This is a genomic window from Aeromonas sp. DSM 116730 (assembly GCF_046581335.1).
Taxonomy (GTDB): Bacteria; Pseudomonadota; Gammaproteobacteria; order Enterobacterales; family Aeromonadaceae; genus Aeromonas; species Aeromonas rivipollensis.
Map to the genome: position 1 here is coordinate 301,937 of NZ_CP144265.1, position 14,557 is coordinate 316,493.

12 protein-coding genes are annotated in these 14,557 nt (G+C 64.7%); 9 read left to right on the plus strand and 3 right to left on the minus strand.

The genetic code is table 11. The annotated features are described in order from the left end of the window. Positions 1–25: 25 nt before the first annotated feature. Entirely contained in the window at positions 26–1,123 is a 1,098-nt protein-coding gene (locus Aeroheme_RS01510) for a calcium:proton antiporter (protein ID WP_163137290.1), read from the minus strand. Positions 1,124–1,292: 169 nt separating this feature from the next. Continuing rightward, positions 1,293–2,822, minus strand: a complete 1,530-nt coding sequence (locus tag Aeroheme_RS01515) for an EAL domain-containing protein (protein ID WP_205597110.1) — start codon at positions 2,820–2,822, stop codon at positions 1,293–1,295. Between the two features lie 509 nt (positions 2,823–3,331). On the opposite strand from Aeroheme_RS01515, the gene Aeroheme_RS01520 reads away from it, so the two are divergent. Continuing rightward, positions 3,332–5,251: an EAL domain-containing protein gene (locus Aeroheme_RS01520; RefSeq protein WP_168236240.1), complete on the plus strand. Its 1,920-nt coding sequence runs from the start codon at positions 3,332–3,334 to the stop codon at positions 5,249–5,251. 60 nt (positions 5,252–5,311) lie between these two features. Here Aeroheme_RS01520 and Aeroheme_RS01525 read toward each other — a convergent pair whose 3' ends face one another. Beyond that, positions 5,312–6,259 carry a 1-aminocyclopropane-1-carboxylate deaminase/D-cysteine desulfhydrase gene (locus Aeroheme_RS01525; RefSeq protein ID WP_411166572.1) on the minus strand — a complete coding sequence of 316 codons (948 nt, stop codon included), beginning with the start codon at positions 6,257–6,259 and terminating at the stop codon, positions 5,312–5,314. 69 nt (positions 6,260–6,328) lie between these two features. On the opposite strand from Aeroheme_RS01525, the gene Aeroheme_RS01530 reads away from it, so the two are divergent. From Aeroheme_RS01530 to mshE, 8 genes are all read left to right on the plus strand, one after another. Then, positions 6,329–7,192 carry an MSHA biogenesis protein MshI gene (locus Aeroheme_RS01530; protein WP_411166573.1) on the plus strand — a complete coding sequence of 288 codons (864 nt, stop codon included), beginning with the start codon at positions 6,329–6,331 and terminating at the stop codon, positions 7,190–7,192. 109 nt (positions 7,193–7,301) lie between these two features. After that, positions 7,302–7,895: a PilN domain-containing protein gene (locus tag Aeroheme_RS01535; RefSeq protein ID WP_411166574.1), complete on the plus strand. Its 594-nt coding sequence runs from the start codon at positions 7,302–7,304 to the stop codon at positions 7,893–7,895. After that, positions 7,895–8,542 (plus strand): MSHA biogenesis protein MshJ, encoded by a 648-nt coding sequence (locus Aeroheme_RS01540; protein ID WP_106887810.1) that lies wholly within the window; start codon positions 7,895–7,897, stop codon positions 8,540–8,542. Before Aeroheme_RS01535 ends, Aeroheme_RS01540 begins: the two co-directional genes overlap by 1 nt. Then, on the plus strand, positions 8,535–8,849 hold the full coding sequence (locus Aeroheme_RS01545; protein WP_043129479.1) for an MSHA biogenesis protein MshK: 315 nt from the start codon (positions 8,535–8,537) through the stop codon (positions 8,847–8,849). The genes Aeroheme_RS01540 and Aeroheme_RS01545 overlap by 8 nt, the downstream gene beginning before the upstream one ends. A 70-nt stretch (positions 8,850–8,919) precedes the next feature. Beyond that, a complete protein-coding gene (mshL, locus tag Aeroheme_RS01550; RefSeq protein ID WP_411166575.1) occupies positions 8,920–10,599 on the plus strand; it encodes a pilus (MSHA type) biogenesis protein MshL in 1,680 nt (559 codons plus the stop codon). A gap of 83 nt (positions 10,600–10,682) precedes the next feature. Continuing rightward, entirely contained in the window at positions 10,683–11,573 is an 891-nt protein-coding gene (locus tag Aeroheme_RS01555) for an ExeA family protein (RefSeq protein ID WP_111910769.1), read from the plus strand. Continuing rightward, on the plus strand, positions 11,570–12,733 hold the full coding sequence (locus tag Aeroheme_RS01560; protein ID WP_411166576.1) for a tetratricopeptide repeat protein: 1,164 nt from the start codon (positions 11,570–11,572) through the stop codon (positions 12,731–12,733). The genes Aeroheme_RS01555 and Aeroheme_RS01560 overlap by 4 nt, the downstream gene beginning before the upstream one ends. 113 nt (positions 12,734–12,846) lie before the next feature. After that, positions 12,847–14,556, plus strand: coding sequence for an MSHA fimbrial ATPase MshE (gene mshE / locus Aeroheme_RS01565; RefSeq protein ID WP_411166577.1), 1,710 nt, complete (start codon positions 12,847–12,849; stop codon positions 14,554–14,556). The last annotated feature ends 1 nt before the right edge of the window (position 14,557 follow it).

A 14,557-nucleotide genomic window follows, 5' to 3' on the forward strand; every position in this document is an offset into this window, starting at 1 on the left:
CAGCATCGCTGGGCGCTGGCGCCGGCTATTCGTGCTCGAACATCAGGAACAGATAAACGACGAACAACACCAGGTGGGTGGCGCCATGGAGCACATTGGTGCGGCCACTGCTGAAGGTCACTTTACAGACCATGAGAGTGGTGATGAGCAGCACCATGTCGGCGGCGGAGAGGCCGAGGCGCACCTCCTGCCCGAGCAGGGAGCCGATGAACAGCACAGAGGGGACCGTCAGGGCTATGGTGGCCAGCACGGAACCGAAGTAGAGGTTCATGGCGCGCTGCAACTGGTTGTTGAAGGCGGCCTTGATGGCGCCGACAGCCTCAGGCGCGAGCACTATACAGGCCACGATGAAGCCGCCCAGGGCCGCCGGGGCCTCCAGCACATGGACCCCATAGTTGATGGGGATGGCCAGCGTCTTGGCCAGCAGTATCACCACCACCAGGTAGGCGAGCAGCAGCAGGGTGTGATAGACGTTGCTGCGTAGTATGCCGTGGTGTTCCTCGTGGTCCTCGTGGTCGCTGTCGACGAAGAAGTGGCTGTGGCTGCGGGTCTGGATCAGCAGGAAGACGCCGTAGAGCAGCACCGAGATGATGATCAGCATCCAGGACATGGCGCTGGACATGCTGCCCAGGGTTCCGCCCCGGGTGAAGTTCGGCAGCACCAGGCAGAGCAGGGCCAGGGGAATGATGGCGACCAGGTAGGATTTGACCCCGTCCAGATTGAAGTTCTGGGTGTGATAGCGCCAGCCGCCAAACAGCAGGGTGAAGCCGACCAGGCCGTTGGTCACCAGCATCACCACGGCGAACATGGTGTCGCGGGCCATGGTGGGGTTGGGGTCGCCGGTCAGCATCACGGAGGAGATCATCACCACCTCGAGGGAGATGACCGACAGGGTGAGGATCAGGGTGCCGAAAGGTTCACCCAGCTTGATGGCCAGGGCGTCGGAGTGACGCACGACGGAGAAGATGGCCCAGGTGACGATGGCGAGCAGGGCCAGTGACACCGGCAGGTAAACCGCAAGGGGGGTTGCTTCTGTCAGCAGGTCGCTGCCCAAGGTCTTGAAGAAGAGCAGGGTCAGCAGGCCAACGGGCAGGGCAATCTCTTGCCGGATAAAGGACTTCATAGGCAGTGGTTCTCATCTCGGGGCGGCCGTGGCCGACGGGTAGGGAGACAACAGGTCGCGCCACAGGGGTGGCGCGCCAGTCCATGATAAAGGGAGTTGTCCCGTCAGAGGAGAATCATTTTGTTGCAAGAGATGAGGATCCCCGGGCGGGGACCCTGATGTTGCTCTCTCACTGCCCGCCGGGCTGGCTCTGCCGCCATGCCAGCAGCCAGATCTTCAACTTGGTCAGGGCCATGGGTTTGGCATAGACATAGCCCTGGATCAGGTGGACTCCATGGCGGTGCAGGTAGTCGACCTGCTCCAGAGTCTCGACCCCCTCGGCTATCATCTCCATGTCGGATTCGTGGCCGAAGGCGATGATGGAGTCCAGCAGGGTGCGCTTGAGATCGTCTGTGCCAATGGTGTCGACGAACATCTTGTCGATCTTGATCTGGCGGATGCCGAGGCGCTGCAGGTAGGCGAAACCGCCATAACCTGTGCCGAAGTCATCCAGCTTGAAGTGATACCCCTTCTCCTGGAGCTGCGCTATCTCCCCCATGGCCGCCTTGATATCGGTGATCGGCTTGCGCTCGGTCAGCTCGAAGGTGAGTCTGGCCGGGGAGGGCCAGTCGTGGCGCTGCAACAGGGGCCGCAGATTGGGTTGCTCCAGGTGGGCGGCCACTATGTTGACGCTGACCCACTGGGTCGGCTCCAGCCAGGGCAGGTCCGCGATGACCCTCTCCAGCAGTTGCTCCGTCATGGGCAGGATCAGCCCCTGCTCCTCCGCATAGTCGATGAAGGTGCCTGGGGGCACCAGCTCCCGACCCCGCTGCCAGCGCAGCAGCGCCTCGAAACCGACCACCTTTTTGCTGCGACTGTCCACTATGGGTTGATAGAAGGGGACGAACTCGCGCCGCACCAGGGCTGCCTGCAGCAGCCCCTTGAGGGAGCGGCGGTAGTTGCGCAGCACCCAGTAGGCGGCGACCAGCAGGAGTCCCAGCGCGCCGCCATACAAGAGGCCATAGTGGCGGGCCTGCCGCTTCGCATACTCCTCCAGCGCCTTGCCCGCCCACAGGGTCTGCCTGATCTGGGGATCCGGATCGAAGAAGCTCAGGCTCTGGTTGCCAGGCTCCTGCTTGATGGACTTGTCGCCACGGGGGAAGAAGGTGGTGACCTTGCCCGGACTCTGCTGGCCAAACTCGAGATAGAAGCAGCCCGGGCAGGGGGATTGCAGCTGATCGTGGCTCCAGCTGTTGTTCAGCACCCAATAGGCGACATTGCCACCCTTCCTGTAATAGGCGACGACCTCCTGCTCGGTGTTGAAGCGGGGCTGGGTGGCCGCGAGACCAAACTGCTCCTGCTCGGGATAGGGGGGCAGCTCGACAGTGGCAAGGGGGAAATCCTCCCCCAGACTGGAACAACCGCCGCCGGAGGCGAGCTTGAGCCCCTGCAGCCGGATGTGGCGACTGTAGAAACGGGGATCCCGCAGCAGGGCCATGTCTGCGGGGCCGCAATCGAAGGCGAACCTGGAGAGCTGGGAGCGAATGCTCTGATCCAGCGCCTCGTGGCGCTCCGCCAGCGCGGCCTCTATCTGCGCCTTCTTCTGTTGCAGCAGCTGGTGGGCCAGAGGATTGCCCAGCAGCTGGCTGAGGGGCAGGCTCGCCAGCACGGGCAGGCAGAGCAGCAGCAGACTGATCCAGAAGGGAGAGGCTCGTCGCAAGGGGTACCTGCCTGATGGGTGCATGGGATACAAATGGATGGCAACATCATAGCATTAGCTGCATCAATTTGAGTTGTATCGGTCACACTTGGAACAACATTCATAATTCATTGATAAACAACAATATGACAAAACGAGTGGTGAAGATTCAATCGCTGACCTGTCATAAATGACAATTGTCCAGCTTATCTGAAATGGCTAGAGTAGCGGTGCGGTTTGACTCACCGTGTGTTCAATACTCCTGTATCTATTTTTGTCAGTAGCACAGAGTGTTAGTTTTGATATGAGTGTTTCTTTTGGTCCCCGCAGTGGGACCATTTTTCTGTCTGCTGCCCAGCTGGCGGCCCGATTTTCCCCTCCCCCGAGTCTCTTCCCTCACAAGCGGCCCGCCCCCGGGCATGAAGGGCCCTGACGCTTATTTGCAGAAGCGGGATCTTCAACCGTAGGCGGGGTTTGGCCAAGGCTGATACCATGAGGCCTTATGGATGCTGTCGGCTACGGAAAGGCACATGAAACTGACCACTCAACTCGTCTCTTTTATTACGCTGTGCGTGATCTCGGCCATGGCCGTGGTGATGCTCGGCGGGGTATTCAGTTTCCGCCAGATGGGGATGGAGCTGCAGCAAAACCGGGTCGACTCCCTGGTGGAGATCATCGACAAGCAGCTAGGGGTGACCGATGACCAGCAAGCCCTTGCCCGCTGGCTGCCCTCCCTGCTGCGGGCCTCCCACGTGGTCGAGCTGGAGATCCGCCAGGACAGTCAGCGGGTCTACTGGTTTCGCGATGTGCAGCAGCAGACGGACGAGAGTCTGCTGATCCCCTACAGCAAGGCCATTCCCAATCAGGCCGGCATGCAGGCCGAGTTCAAGCTGGACAGGCCCTTCAAGGAGTTCGAGTACTCCATGCAGGCCATGTTCGGCATCTCCCTCGGGGTCTTCATAGTGGTGTTCGGCCTCTGGTACTCCATCCGCTGGCTGCGCCAGCAGTTGCGCGGTGCCGAGCTGCTGGCGGAGCGGGCCCAGCTGATCCTGGATGGCAAGCTGACCAAGCTGGCCCATGATCCCGCCGACGAGTGGCCCCTCTCCGCCAGCCAGGCCCTCACCCATCTGCTGGCCGAACTGGCCGATGCCCGCAAGGAGCGCAGCCGGTTCGACAACTTCATCCGCAGCAACGCCTTCGTCGACAAGACGACCGGCATAGGCAACCGCCTCTTCTTCGACAACCGGCTGGAAAACGCCATCATGGAGGCGAGCGTGATCAGCGGCGGTGTCCTGCTGATCGAGCTGGCGGGGCTGGAGGAGCTGGATCCCGAGCTGAACGGACGCCCGAGCCAGGATCTGCTGATGGAGGCGAGCGCCTCCATCGGTACCTTCGTGCGCAAGCACAGCGGCGCCCTGCAGGCCCGCTACGCCGGTCAGGTCTTTGCCGTGCTGCTGCCCAACATGTCCGAGAGCGAGATGGTGGACGGCGCCAGCCAGCTGCTCAAGAGTCTGCAGCGGCTGCACTGGCCCGAGTCGGTCAATCTGGAGACGGCCGTCTACCTCGGCGCCGTCTGTTATCAGGCGGAGGACTCCCTGCTCAAGGTGCAGGAAGAGGCCGAGCTGGCCCTCAAGAGCGCGCGGCTGCAGGGCCACAGCGGCTGGTTCCTCTACGAGAAGTCCCTGGACGAAGAGGCGAGCAACAAGGGGACTGTGCGTTGGCGCACCCTGATCAACCGTCGCATCGAGGAGCAGGGGATCTCCTTCTATCTGCAATCTGTGCAGCAGGAGCGGGATCAGGTGGTGCTGCAACAGGAGCTGCTGATCCGCCTCCATGACGAGCAGGGGCGGGAGTTGCAGGCGGGGGTCTTCATGCCCATGGCGGAGAAGGCCGGCCTGCTGTTGCCGCTGGACCGGCTGGTGGTCACCCAGACCCTTCGCCTGCTGCGCCAGCGACCTGAGTCGAGCTGCCCCGTCAGTCTGTCCCTCAGCGCCCAGAACCTGCTCAACCGGGAGTTCCAGCGGGAGCTCTTCTTCGAGCTGTTCCAGTTGCCGCGCAGCATCAATGAGGGGTTGATACTGCAACTGTCCGAGTCCCAGGTGACCCGTCACTACGAGGCGCTCAAGCGGCCACTGCGGGCGCTGCGCATGCTGGGGTGCCGACTGGCCATAGATCATGCCGGCCAGGATGTGGTGAGCACCCAGTACATCAAGGAGTTCGAGATCCACTTCCTCAAGCTGCACCCCAGCCTGGTGCGGGAAATCCACCTTCGTCAGGTCAACCAGATGGCGGTGCGCAGCCTGGTGGGGGGCTGTGCCAATACCCAGGCCCGGGTGATTGCGGTGGGGGTGGAGAGCGGCGACGAGTGGAAGATGCTGCGCCACCTCGGCGTGCACGCGGGCCAGGGGCCCTGGTTCGCCGAACCAGAGCGGCTGGTGATGCCCGCCTGACGGGCCCGATTGGTTCAGTGGCCGACCCGGCCCCTCTCCGGGCCCCTGAATCGCCCTGGCTTACAGCCTGCCCTGCTCCCTGAGACCCACCAGCCCCTGCAGGCCGCCGGTGTGGATGAAGACCACCTGGCTGCCGCGGGGGATCCGGCCCGCGGCCAGCTCCCGAAACAGTCCCCACATCGCCTTGCCACTGTAGATGGGCTCCAGCGGCAGGCCTGTGTGGGCGCTGAATGCCTGCACCCACTGCCACAGGGCCGGGCTGAACCTGGCGTAGCCGCCGTCGTGGTGCTCCTGGGCTATCCGCCAGCCGCCGGTGGTGGCCGCCGCCGGGTTGAGCCGGCACACCTCATCGTGGAGGAAGGCGCCCCCCTTGAGCACGGCGATGGCGAGGATCTGCTCTCTTTCCCGCTTGCCCGCGATGAGCCCTGCCAGGGTGCCGCCGCTGGCGCAGGGCAGCACCCAGAGATCCGGCGAGAAGGGCACCTCGGCCACCAGCTCGGCCACCCCGGGGATGGCGAGCGGGCTGCTGCCCCCTTCCGGCACTATCAGGGTGTCCGGCGCCTCGAACTGGGCCAGCCAGTCCGGATCCTGGCGCAGCCGATAGCTCTGGCGGTCGACAAAAACGAGATCCATTCCCCAGCCTTTGGCCGCACTCAGGGTTGCGTTGCTGACGGTGTCGGCTTCACCGCGTATGATGCCCGTGGTGCGCAGCCCGGACCTGAGTCCGGCCGCCGCCAGGGCGTGGATGTGATTGGAGTAGGCCCCCCCAAACGACAGCAGGTGGGTCTTGCCCTGCGTCTGCGCCTGTTGCAGGTGGTACTTGAGCTTGCGCCACTTGTTGCCGGAGAGGGTCGGGTGGATCAGATCATCCCGCTTGCACCAGAGCCGCACGCCCTGGGCATCCAGCAGAGGGTGGTGGATAGGGTGCAGGGGCGAGGGGAGCCGGGCGGGGGCCAGGATGGCATCCCCTAAGGACGCCCTCTTGGCGGTCAATGCATCGTTTGTCATAAATATGGAGGCTAATGGCCTGTTTATGTTAAGGTTTAGTCCGTTTCATGCGGTCAGGTCCAGGTCTCGATGAAGTCACTTTTCCGACGTTCGCCCCCCTGCCATCAGGTGGGACTCCTGCTGGCCAGCGATCGCATCCTGCTGGCTTGTGTGGAACCCGTCCCCATTTTTACCAGTCGCGCCATCAATGGCCCTAACGACTGGCCCAAGGCCATGGGGGAGCTGTTTGCCCAGCATGGCCTGGCCAAGTCTAAGGTGCGGGTGGCCCTGGCCGCCAGCCTTTATCAGCAGATCCAGATCGACAAGCCCGCCGTGCCAGATGCCGAGATGGCGGGGGCCCTGCCCTGGGCCATCAAGGATTTCGTCAACGAACCCGTGTTGCAGCTCGCCATGGATTATGTGGATCTGCCGACTCCCCCAGCGGGCCGGCCCAGGATCAACGTGATCTGCGTTCCCAAGAGCCGGGTGCAGCAGCTGGCGGACGCGGTCAACGGCGTGGCGACCCTGGAGGCCATCGTCAGCGACGAGCTGGCCATGACGGCCCTCTACGAAGCGGACCAGACGGTGCGCATGCTGCTCTGGCAGCCCAGGGGGCAGGAGTTGCAACTGCTGGTCTTTTATCGGGGAGGTCTCTGCTTCTCGCGCCCGCTGCGCGGCTTTGTCAGCCTCACCGGTGCCCATGAGCCCGATCAGGGGATGCTCGACGGGCTGACGCTGGAGATCCAGCGCTCCCTCGACTACCTGGCGGGTCAGCTCAAGCTGCCTGAGCCGGGCCAGATGCAGCTCGCCATCGGCTCCCCCTTCATCGGCACCCTGGTGCGCCACCTGGAGCAGGCGTTCGGCTTCCCTGTGTCCGCCATGGCCAACAAGGCGGTGCTGGCCGGTGTTGAATACCTCTGCGCCTATGGTGCGGCCCTGGGAGGCGAACGATGAGCCGGGTTTCTGACCTCACCCTTCACACCGCCATGGCCAACAAGACCCAGTGGCTCGCAGGCGTCGAGTATCTCTCCGCTTACGGCGCCGCCCTTGGCAGGAGCGAAGGATGAAGCACCATATCAACCTCTATGGCGCCGAATTCAGGCCAAGGCGCCTGTGGGCCAGCCTCAATCAGATGGCCCTGGTCTGGGGTGGCTGCCTGCTGCTGCTGATTGCGGCCACCTTTTTCTATGGCTGGCAACAGAAGGGCGTCGACCGTGAGCTGGCCCAGGTACGTGCGCTGCTCGATGTGCAGCGCAGTGAGGCAGCACGGCTCGATGCCGCGCTGGCGCGCCATCAGGCGGACGGTCAGCTGCAACAGCAGTTGGTCAACAAGCGGGAGGAGCTGGCCGCCAAGCAGGCGCTGATACGCCAGCTCGGCAGCCTCTCCCTGCAAAAATCCCAGGGCTACGCCAGCGTGATGGCGGATCTGGCCCGTTTGCGGGATGCCCGCCTCTCCCTGCAACGGATCGAGATAAGTGACGGGCACATCAACCTCTCCGGGGTGGCCGAGCGCAGTCAGGATGTGCCTGCCTGGGTGAACCGCTTCAAGCAGACCCCGTCCCTGGCGGGCAAGCAGTTTGGCGAGCTGACCCTGAGCCGGGACAAGGCAGGCCAGCTGGCCTTCCAGCTCAGCGGCATAGCACGGGAGACCCCATGATGGAGATGACGGCACAGTGGCGGGCCTGGGCACAGCGCGTGGCCGCCCTCAGCCTGCGGGAGCGGGTCTTGATCCTGCTGACGGGCACCATACTGCTGGGGGCTGCCGGGATATACGGCTGGCTGGATGCCGCCGACACCCGGCTGAGCCAGGAGCGGCAGGCGCTGACGGCGGCGCAGCGGGATCTGGAGATCCTGACCCTGGAGAATCAGGGCAAGCAGGCCCGGCTGGGGCGGGATCCCAACGCCCAGGTGCGCCAGCAACTGGCCGGCGTGGAGGCGTCCCTCGGTCGGCTGGACGCCGAGCTCAAGGCCCAGACGGTGGATCTGATCCCGGCCCACGAGATGCCGGCCGTGCTGGAAGCCTTGTTGTCTCGCTCCGCCAACCTGCATATGCTGGCGCTCACTTCCCTCAAGCCCGAGCCGCTGATGGCCGGCGAGCAGAAGGCCAACCTGTTCAAGCACGGGATCCGGCTCCAGCTGGAGGGGGGCTATTTCGATGTCTACCAGTACCTGAAGGCGCTGGAAGCACTGCCCCGCCACTTCTACTGGAAAGGGTTCGACTACAGGGTGGTCGAGCACCCCAAGGCGGCGGTGGAGATGGAGATCTACACCCTGAGCACCAGCAAGGAGTTCATTCGTGGCTAAGTGGCTGACATTGTTGTGCTGCCTGCTGGGCCCGCTGGCTCAGGCTGAGGTGTTGCAGGATCCGACCGCCCCTCTGGCCGGCAGTGGCGCGGCGGCGAGCCCGAGCAAGGGGGCCGGTCTGCCCAGGTTGCAGAGCGTCATCCTGGGTAACGGCCCGGCGCTGGCGGTGCTCAACGGTCAGAGCTATCGGGTGGGCCAGCGGATAGACGGTTTCCTGCTGGTGGGCATCAGCGCCGATGCCGTGGTACTGGAGAAGGCGGGCAAGCGTCAGACACTGACCCTGTTTGGCAGCAAGATCCGGATGTGAAGTCGGTTCCGCGCGGGATGCTGCGGGCCAGGTTTGTCGAGTTTCATTGCGAGTCAGGTGCACCAATAACATGAAAAAACACCATTTCTGTCTGCTTCCCCTAGCATTGGCGGTGGCGGCTTGTACCAGCTATCAGCACCCAGAACCGGTGCAGGCCAAAGACGCCCTCAAGCAGGCCATGAAGGAGCAGACCCCGACCGTGCCGCTGACCACTTTGCCTCCCTCGGTGCAGAGCGAACTGCTGCAGCTCAATCGCCCCCAGCAGCCCCTGGCCGTTCCGGAGAAACGGCTGCGCATCGCGGCCCATGATGTCGATGCGGTGGAGTTCTTCGGCTCCCTGTTCAAGGGCTCCCGCTACAGCGTCGCCGTCCATCCCGGGGTGGCCGGTGCCATCTCGGTGGAATTGAAAGACGTGACCCTGCAGGAGGCGCTGGCCACGGTCGGCGACATGTATGGCTTCGACGTGCAACGCAAGGGCAACGTGTTTCACGTCTATCCGGCGGGCCTTCGCACAGAGACAATCCCGGTCAACTACCTGATGATGGCCCGCCGCGGCCTCTCCCGTACCTCGGTCAGTACCGGCGGGGTGACGGCCAACGACAACAACAATAACGGCAACAACAACTTCGACAACAGCGGCAACAATAACAACGGCAACAACAACCTCGGCTCCTCCAACGGGGACAACGGCAACAGCAACAACAGCAACGGCACCCGGATCGAGACGGACAGCAACAACGACTACTGGAGCGATCTGCGGGACGCCCTGCAGACCCTGATCGGCACAGGCGAGGGCCGGGCCGTCATCACCAGCCCCCAGGCGGGTCTGGTCACTGTGCGTGCCTATCCGAAGGAGCTGAAAGCGGTGCGCGAGTTCCTGGATCAGTCCGGTGAACACCTCAAGCGCCAGGTGGTGCTGGAGGCGCGGATCCTGGAGGTGGCCCTCAACGAGGGGTACGAACAGGGGGTGGACTGGAGCGGTCTCTCCGCCAGCTGGGACGGCAACAAGGGCATCACGGGGGGCGGCTCCCTGCTAGACAGCCCCATCGGCTCGACCCCCAACCAGATCTTCAGGGCCCTGGGGGGCGGCGCCGGTTTCACCATCTCCGATGGCAACTTCAACGTGGCGGTCAGCCTGCTCAAGACCCAGGGGGACGTGAACACCCTCTCGAGCCCGCGCGTCACCGCCACCAACAACCAGAAGGCGGTGATCAAGGTGGGGACGGACGAATACTTCGTCACCAACGCCTCGACCACCACCACCACCTCGGGCAACTCGGCGCCCATAGTGACGCCGAACGTGGAGCTGACCCCCTTCTTCTCCGGCATAGCCCTGGACGTGACCCCGCAGATCGACGAGGCCGGCCGGGTGCTGCTGCACATCCACCCCTCCGTCATCGACACCGAGGAGCAGAGCAAGACCATCAACGTCGGCACTGCGGATCCCCTGGTGCTGCCGCTCGCCAAGAGCTCCATTCGTGAATCGGATACCGTGGTGCAGGCCAACAACGGCGACATCATCGTCATCGGCGGCCTGATGAAGACCGACAAGCAGGAGATCGTCAGCAAGGTGCCGCTGCTGGGGGACATTCCCTGGGTCGGCGAGGCCTTTACCAACCGCCGGGAGAGCACCAAGAAGGTCGAGCTGGTGATCCTGCTCAAGCCGACAGTGGTGGAGAAAGACACCTGGCAGAAGGAGCTGCAACGCTCCTCCGAGCTGCTCGACAAATGGTATCCGCCCAAGGGCTAAGCCATGAACCAGCATGCGATTGGCCTTGTTCCATACGGCCTGTGGCTCGGTGCCACGACAGGCCCCCGGGCCGGTGACGACTCATGTACCTGAACCATTTCGGTTTGCAGGAGGCGCCCTTTGGCCTGACCCCGAATACCGGCTTCTACTACGGCCTGCCTCCCCACGAGGAGGCCATGCAGGTGCTGAACTGGGCGCTGGCACAGGGGGAGGGTTTCATCAAGGTGACCGGCGAGGTGGGCACCGGCAAGACACTGCTCTGCCGCAAGCTGCTGAGCGAGCTCGGCTCCGAGGCGTGCCCGGTGCGCCTGGCCTGGCTGCCCAATCCCCACCTCACCCCGGGTGAGCTGCGCACCGCCCTGGCCCTGGAGCTGGGGCTGGCGGTGCAGGGGGATAGCGAGCTGGATCTCACGGATCGCATCCATCGCCACCTCATCGCCCTGCACCAGCAGGGGAGCCGGGTGGTGGTGCTGATCGACGAGGCACAGGCCCTGCCGGACGAGACCCTGGAGGCCATCCGGCTGTTCGGCAACCTGGAGACCGAGTCCAGCAAGCTGCTGCAAATCGTGCTGTTCGGCCAGCCCGAGCTGGATGTCCGGCTGGCCAGACCCCACCTGCGCCAGCTGCGCCAGCGCATCGGCTTCTCCTACTGCCTGCGCCCCTTGCGGTGCGATGAAACCCGGGCCTATCTGGAGCACAGGCTGCACGTCTCGGGTTATCGCGGGGCGACGCTGTTTGGCGGCCTGGCCCTGCGCCTGCTGTGGCGGGCGTCCCGCGGCATTCCGCGGCTCATCAACGTGCTGGCCCAGAAGTGTCTGATGCTGGCCTACGGCCGCGGGACGCGGCGGATCGACAGCGCCCTGGTGCGCCTCGCCATTCGCGATACCGATGACGCCCGCGGTGGTTCATTCGTGCGCTGGTGGCCCCTGTTGTTGTTGCTGGGCACTGCCCTGGCCTATGGAGTCTGGTCATGAGCGTGATCAATCAGATGCTCAAAGATCTGGAGCAGCGCCAGCCAGGATCCGATGGCGCCGCCGTCTATGTGGCGCCGACGCGTCAGCAGGGGTGGTGGATGCTGGTGCTGACCCTGCTCTGCACCCTGGCGCTGGCCATCCTCGGCTGGCGCACCTGGATCTACTGGCAGCAGAGCCAGCGCACGGCGCAGCCGACGGTTCAGTTGACGACCCAGCTCGCCCCGGCGAGCACGCAGACGCCGCCTGCCTCCTCTGCCACCGAGGTGGTTGCCGCGCCCGCCGAGCCCCAGGGGGCCGCTTCCGGGGCGGTCGCTCTGGATCTCGCCCCTGTGGCCGCAATGGCAAGGGCCAGCGCGCCTGCCGGGGGGGCAGAGGGATCTTCCGCGACCGAGGCGTTCGCCGACGAGGCCCCGGCGTCCGAGGCCCAGGCCGAGACGCCGCCGGAGGATGAGCTCACCCTGAGCGACGAAGAGTTGCAGCCGGATCTCTATGCCGAGCTGGCCGCAGAGCAGGAGGCGGCACCCCAGGAGGTGGTCGCCGCTCCCCGCAAACCCGGCGTGCTGAAGATAGAGACGGTGGATCTCTCCGAGCCCGAGCTGGCGGCCCTTGCCGAGCGCAAGGCGACTACCGCCATGGCCAAGGGCCAGATGCGGGAGGCCCAGGACAACTATTACCAGGTGCTGGTCCATGACCCGCACAATCAGGGGGCGCGCGAGCAGCTCGCGGGCCTGCTCTACGGCGAGGGGCGGCTGGCCGAGGCCAGCCAGGTGCTGGAAGAGGGGTTGAGGCTGGATCCGGCGCAGGCCGACCTGCGGCTGCTGCTGGCCCGGGTGGCCATCAGCGGCGGCGATCGCCAGAAGGCGCTGGACTGGCTCACCGGCTATCAGCCGGACCTGGCCGCCAATCTGGACTATTACGCCACCTGGGCGGGGCTAGCCCAGGAGCTGGGTCAGCCGGCCCAGGCGTCCGAGCTCTACGTCAAGCTGCTGCGCCAGCAGCCGGATCAGGGGCGCTGGTGGCTGGGGCTGGGGGTGGCCGAGGATGGTCAGGGCCACCGCCAGCGGGCGCTGGACGCCTATGGCAATGCCCAGTTGCACGGGAACCTCGGCGAGGCATCGACCCGCTGGCTGGAACAGCGGATCGCCGAGCTGACGCCTTGAGATAGTTGGCAGGGGTCGGTGTCTTCGCCCAGCGGCACGACCATCAGCCTCGGCGAGGCATAGACCCGTTGGCGCCCTGAGGGGCGAGAATCTTTACCCTATTCGGAGTTTGCATGGCACAACCCAGACTGAAAATGCGCCTCGGCGACCTGCTGGTACAGGAGCAGATCATCTCGGATGATCAGTTGCAGCTCGCCCTGCAGCAGCAGCGTCAGACCGGGCGCAAGCTGGGGACCACCCTCATCGATCTCGGCTTCATCAGCGAGGTGCAACTGTTGCAGTTCCTCGCCCGCCAGCTGGACGTGCCCTTCTTCGATCTCAACAACCTCACCATAGACGCCTCGGCAGTGACGCTATTGCCCGAGGTGCAGGCCCGCCGTTATCGCGCCCTGGCGGTCAACCTCAGCGACGACAAGGTGACTGTGGCCATGTCGGATCCCGCCGACTTGAGCGCCCTGGATGCCATCGCTGCCTTGCTCAGCCCCCGCGAAATGGTGCTGGCGGTGGCGCGGGAAGGCCAGCTGCTGGAGTATTTCGACCGCCTCTATCGCCGCACCCGGGAGATAGAGAGCTTTGCCGAGCAGCTGCACGAAGAGTATCAGGATGCCGGTTTCGAGCTGGGCTCCAGCAATCTCGGGGCCGGTGACGAGGGGGAGGCGACGGTGGCCAAGCTGCTGCGCTCCCTGTTCGAGGACGCCGTGCAGGTGGGGGCCTCCGACATCCACATAGAGCCGGACGAGAAGGTGCTGCGCATCCGCCAGCGCATCGACGGCGTGCTGCACGAAAACATACTGAACGAGGTGCGCATCGCCCAGGCGCTGGTGCTGCGCCTCAAGCTGGTGGCCGGGCTCGACATCTCCGAGAAGCGGCTGCCCCAGGATGGCCGTTTCGCCATGAAGGTGCGCGGCCGGGACGTGGATGTGCGTATGTCCACCATGCCGGTGCAGTACGGGGAATCCGTGGTGATGCGACTGCTGGATCAATCCTCCGGCATATTGTCGCTGGCGGAAACTGGCATGCCACCGGCCATCCTGGGCCGCTTCCGGCGCCAGCTCAAACGCCCCCACGGCATGATTTTGGTGACGGGCCCCACCGGCAGCGGCAAGACCACGACGCTCTACGGCGCCCTCTCCGAGCTCAACCAGGCCAGCCACAAGATCATCACGGTGGAAGATCCTGTGGAATACCGGCTGCCGCGGGTCAACCAGGTGCAGGTCAACCCCAAGATAGGGCTCACCTTCTCCCAGGTGCTGCGCTCCACCCTGCGTCAGGATCCCGATATCCTGCTGGTGGGGGAGATGCGGGACAACGAGACGGTGGAGATAGGCCTGCGCGGCGCCATCACCGGCCACCTGGTGCTGACCACATTGCACACCAATGACGCCGTCACCAGCGCCCTGCGCCTCATCGACATGGGGGCCCCCGGCTATCTGGTGGCGAGCGCCCTGCGGGCCGTGGTGGCCCAGCGCCTGGTGCGACGGGTGTGTGAACACTGCGCCTGCGAGACGGCGCCGGACCAGGGGCAGGCCACCTGGCTCACCATGCTCTCCGGCGAGGCACCCGGCCAGCACCTCTATCGCAAGGGGCGTGGCTGCCAGAGCTGCAACTTCACCGGTTATGCGGGTCGGATCGGGGTCTACGAGCTGCTGGAGCTGGATCAACCCATGATGGATGCCCTGCGCCGCAACGATGCGGAGGGCTTTGCCCGGGCGGCGCGCGAGCACGAGCACTACAGGCCTCTGGCCCTGACGGCGCTCGATTATGCCCGGGAGGGGATCACCTCGGTGGATGAGGTGCTCAGGCTGGCCGAGGATCTGGGATAAG

What these genes read in the sequence shown, in the direction of transcription:
- Aeroheme_RS01510 (WP_163137290.1), bottom strand. Translation starts at nt 1,123, where the DNA reads ATGAAGTCCTTTATCCGGCAAGAGATTGCCCTGCCCGTTGGCCTGCTG.
- Aeroheme_RS01560 (WP_411166576.1), top strand. Translation starts at nt 11,570, where the DNA reads ATGAGCGTGATCAATCAGATGCTCAAAGATCTGGAGCAGCGCCAGCCA.
- mshL (WP_411166575.1), top strand. Translation starts at nt 8,920, where the DNA reads ATGAAAAAACACCATTTCTGTCTGCTTCCCCTAGCATTGGCGGTGGCG.
- Aeroheme_RS01520 (WP_168236240.1), top strand. Translation starts at nt 3,332, where the DNA reads ATGAAACTGACCACTCAACTCGTCTCTTTTATTACGCTGTGCGTGATC.
- Aeroheme_RS01540 (WP_106887810.1), top strand. Translation starts at nt 7,895, where the DNA reads ATGGAGATGACGGCACAGTGGCGGGCCTGGGCACAGCGCGTGGCCGCC.
- Aeroheme_RS01555 (WP_111910769.1), top strand. Translation starts at nt 10,683, where the DNA reads ATGTACCTGAACCATTTCGGTTTGCAGGAGGCGCCCTTTGGCCTGACC.
- mshE (WP_411166577.1), top strand. Translation starts at nt 12,847, where the DNA reads ATGGCACAACCCAGACTGAAAATGCGCCTCGGCGACCTGCTGGTACAG.
- Aeroheme_RS01535 (WP_411166574.1), top strand. Translation starts at nt 7,302, where the DNA reads ATGAAGCACCATATCAACCTCTATGGCGCCGAATTCAGGCCAAGGCGC.
- Aeroheme_RS01525 (WP_411166572.1), bottom strand. Translation starts at nt 6,259, where the DNA reads ATGACAAACGATGCATTGACCGCCAAGAGGGCGTCCTTAGGGGATGCC.
- Aeroheme_RS01530 (WP_411166573.1), top strand. Translation starts at nt 6,329, where the DNA reads ATGAAGTCACTTTTCCGACGTTCGCCCCCCTGCCATCAGGTGGGACTC.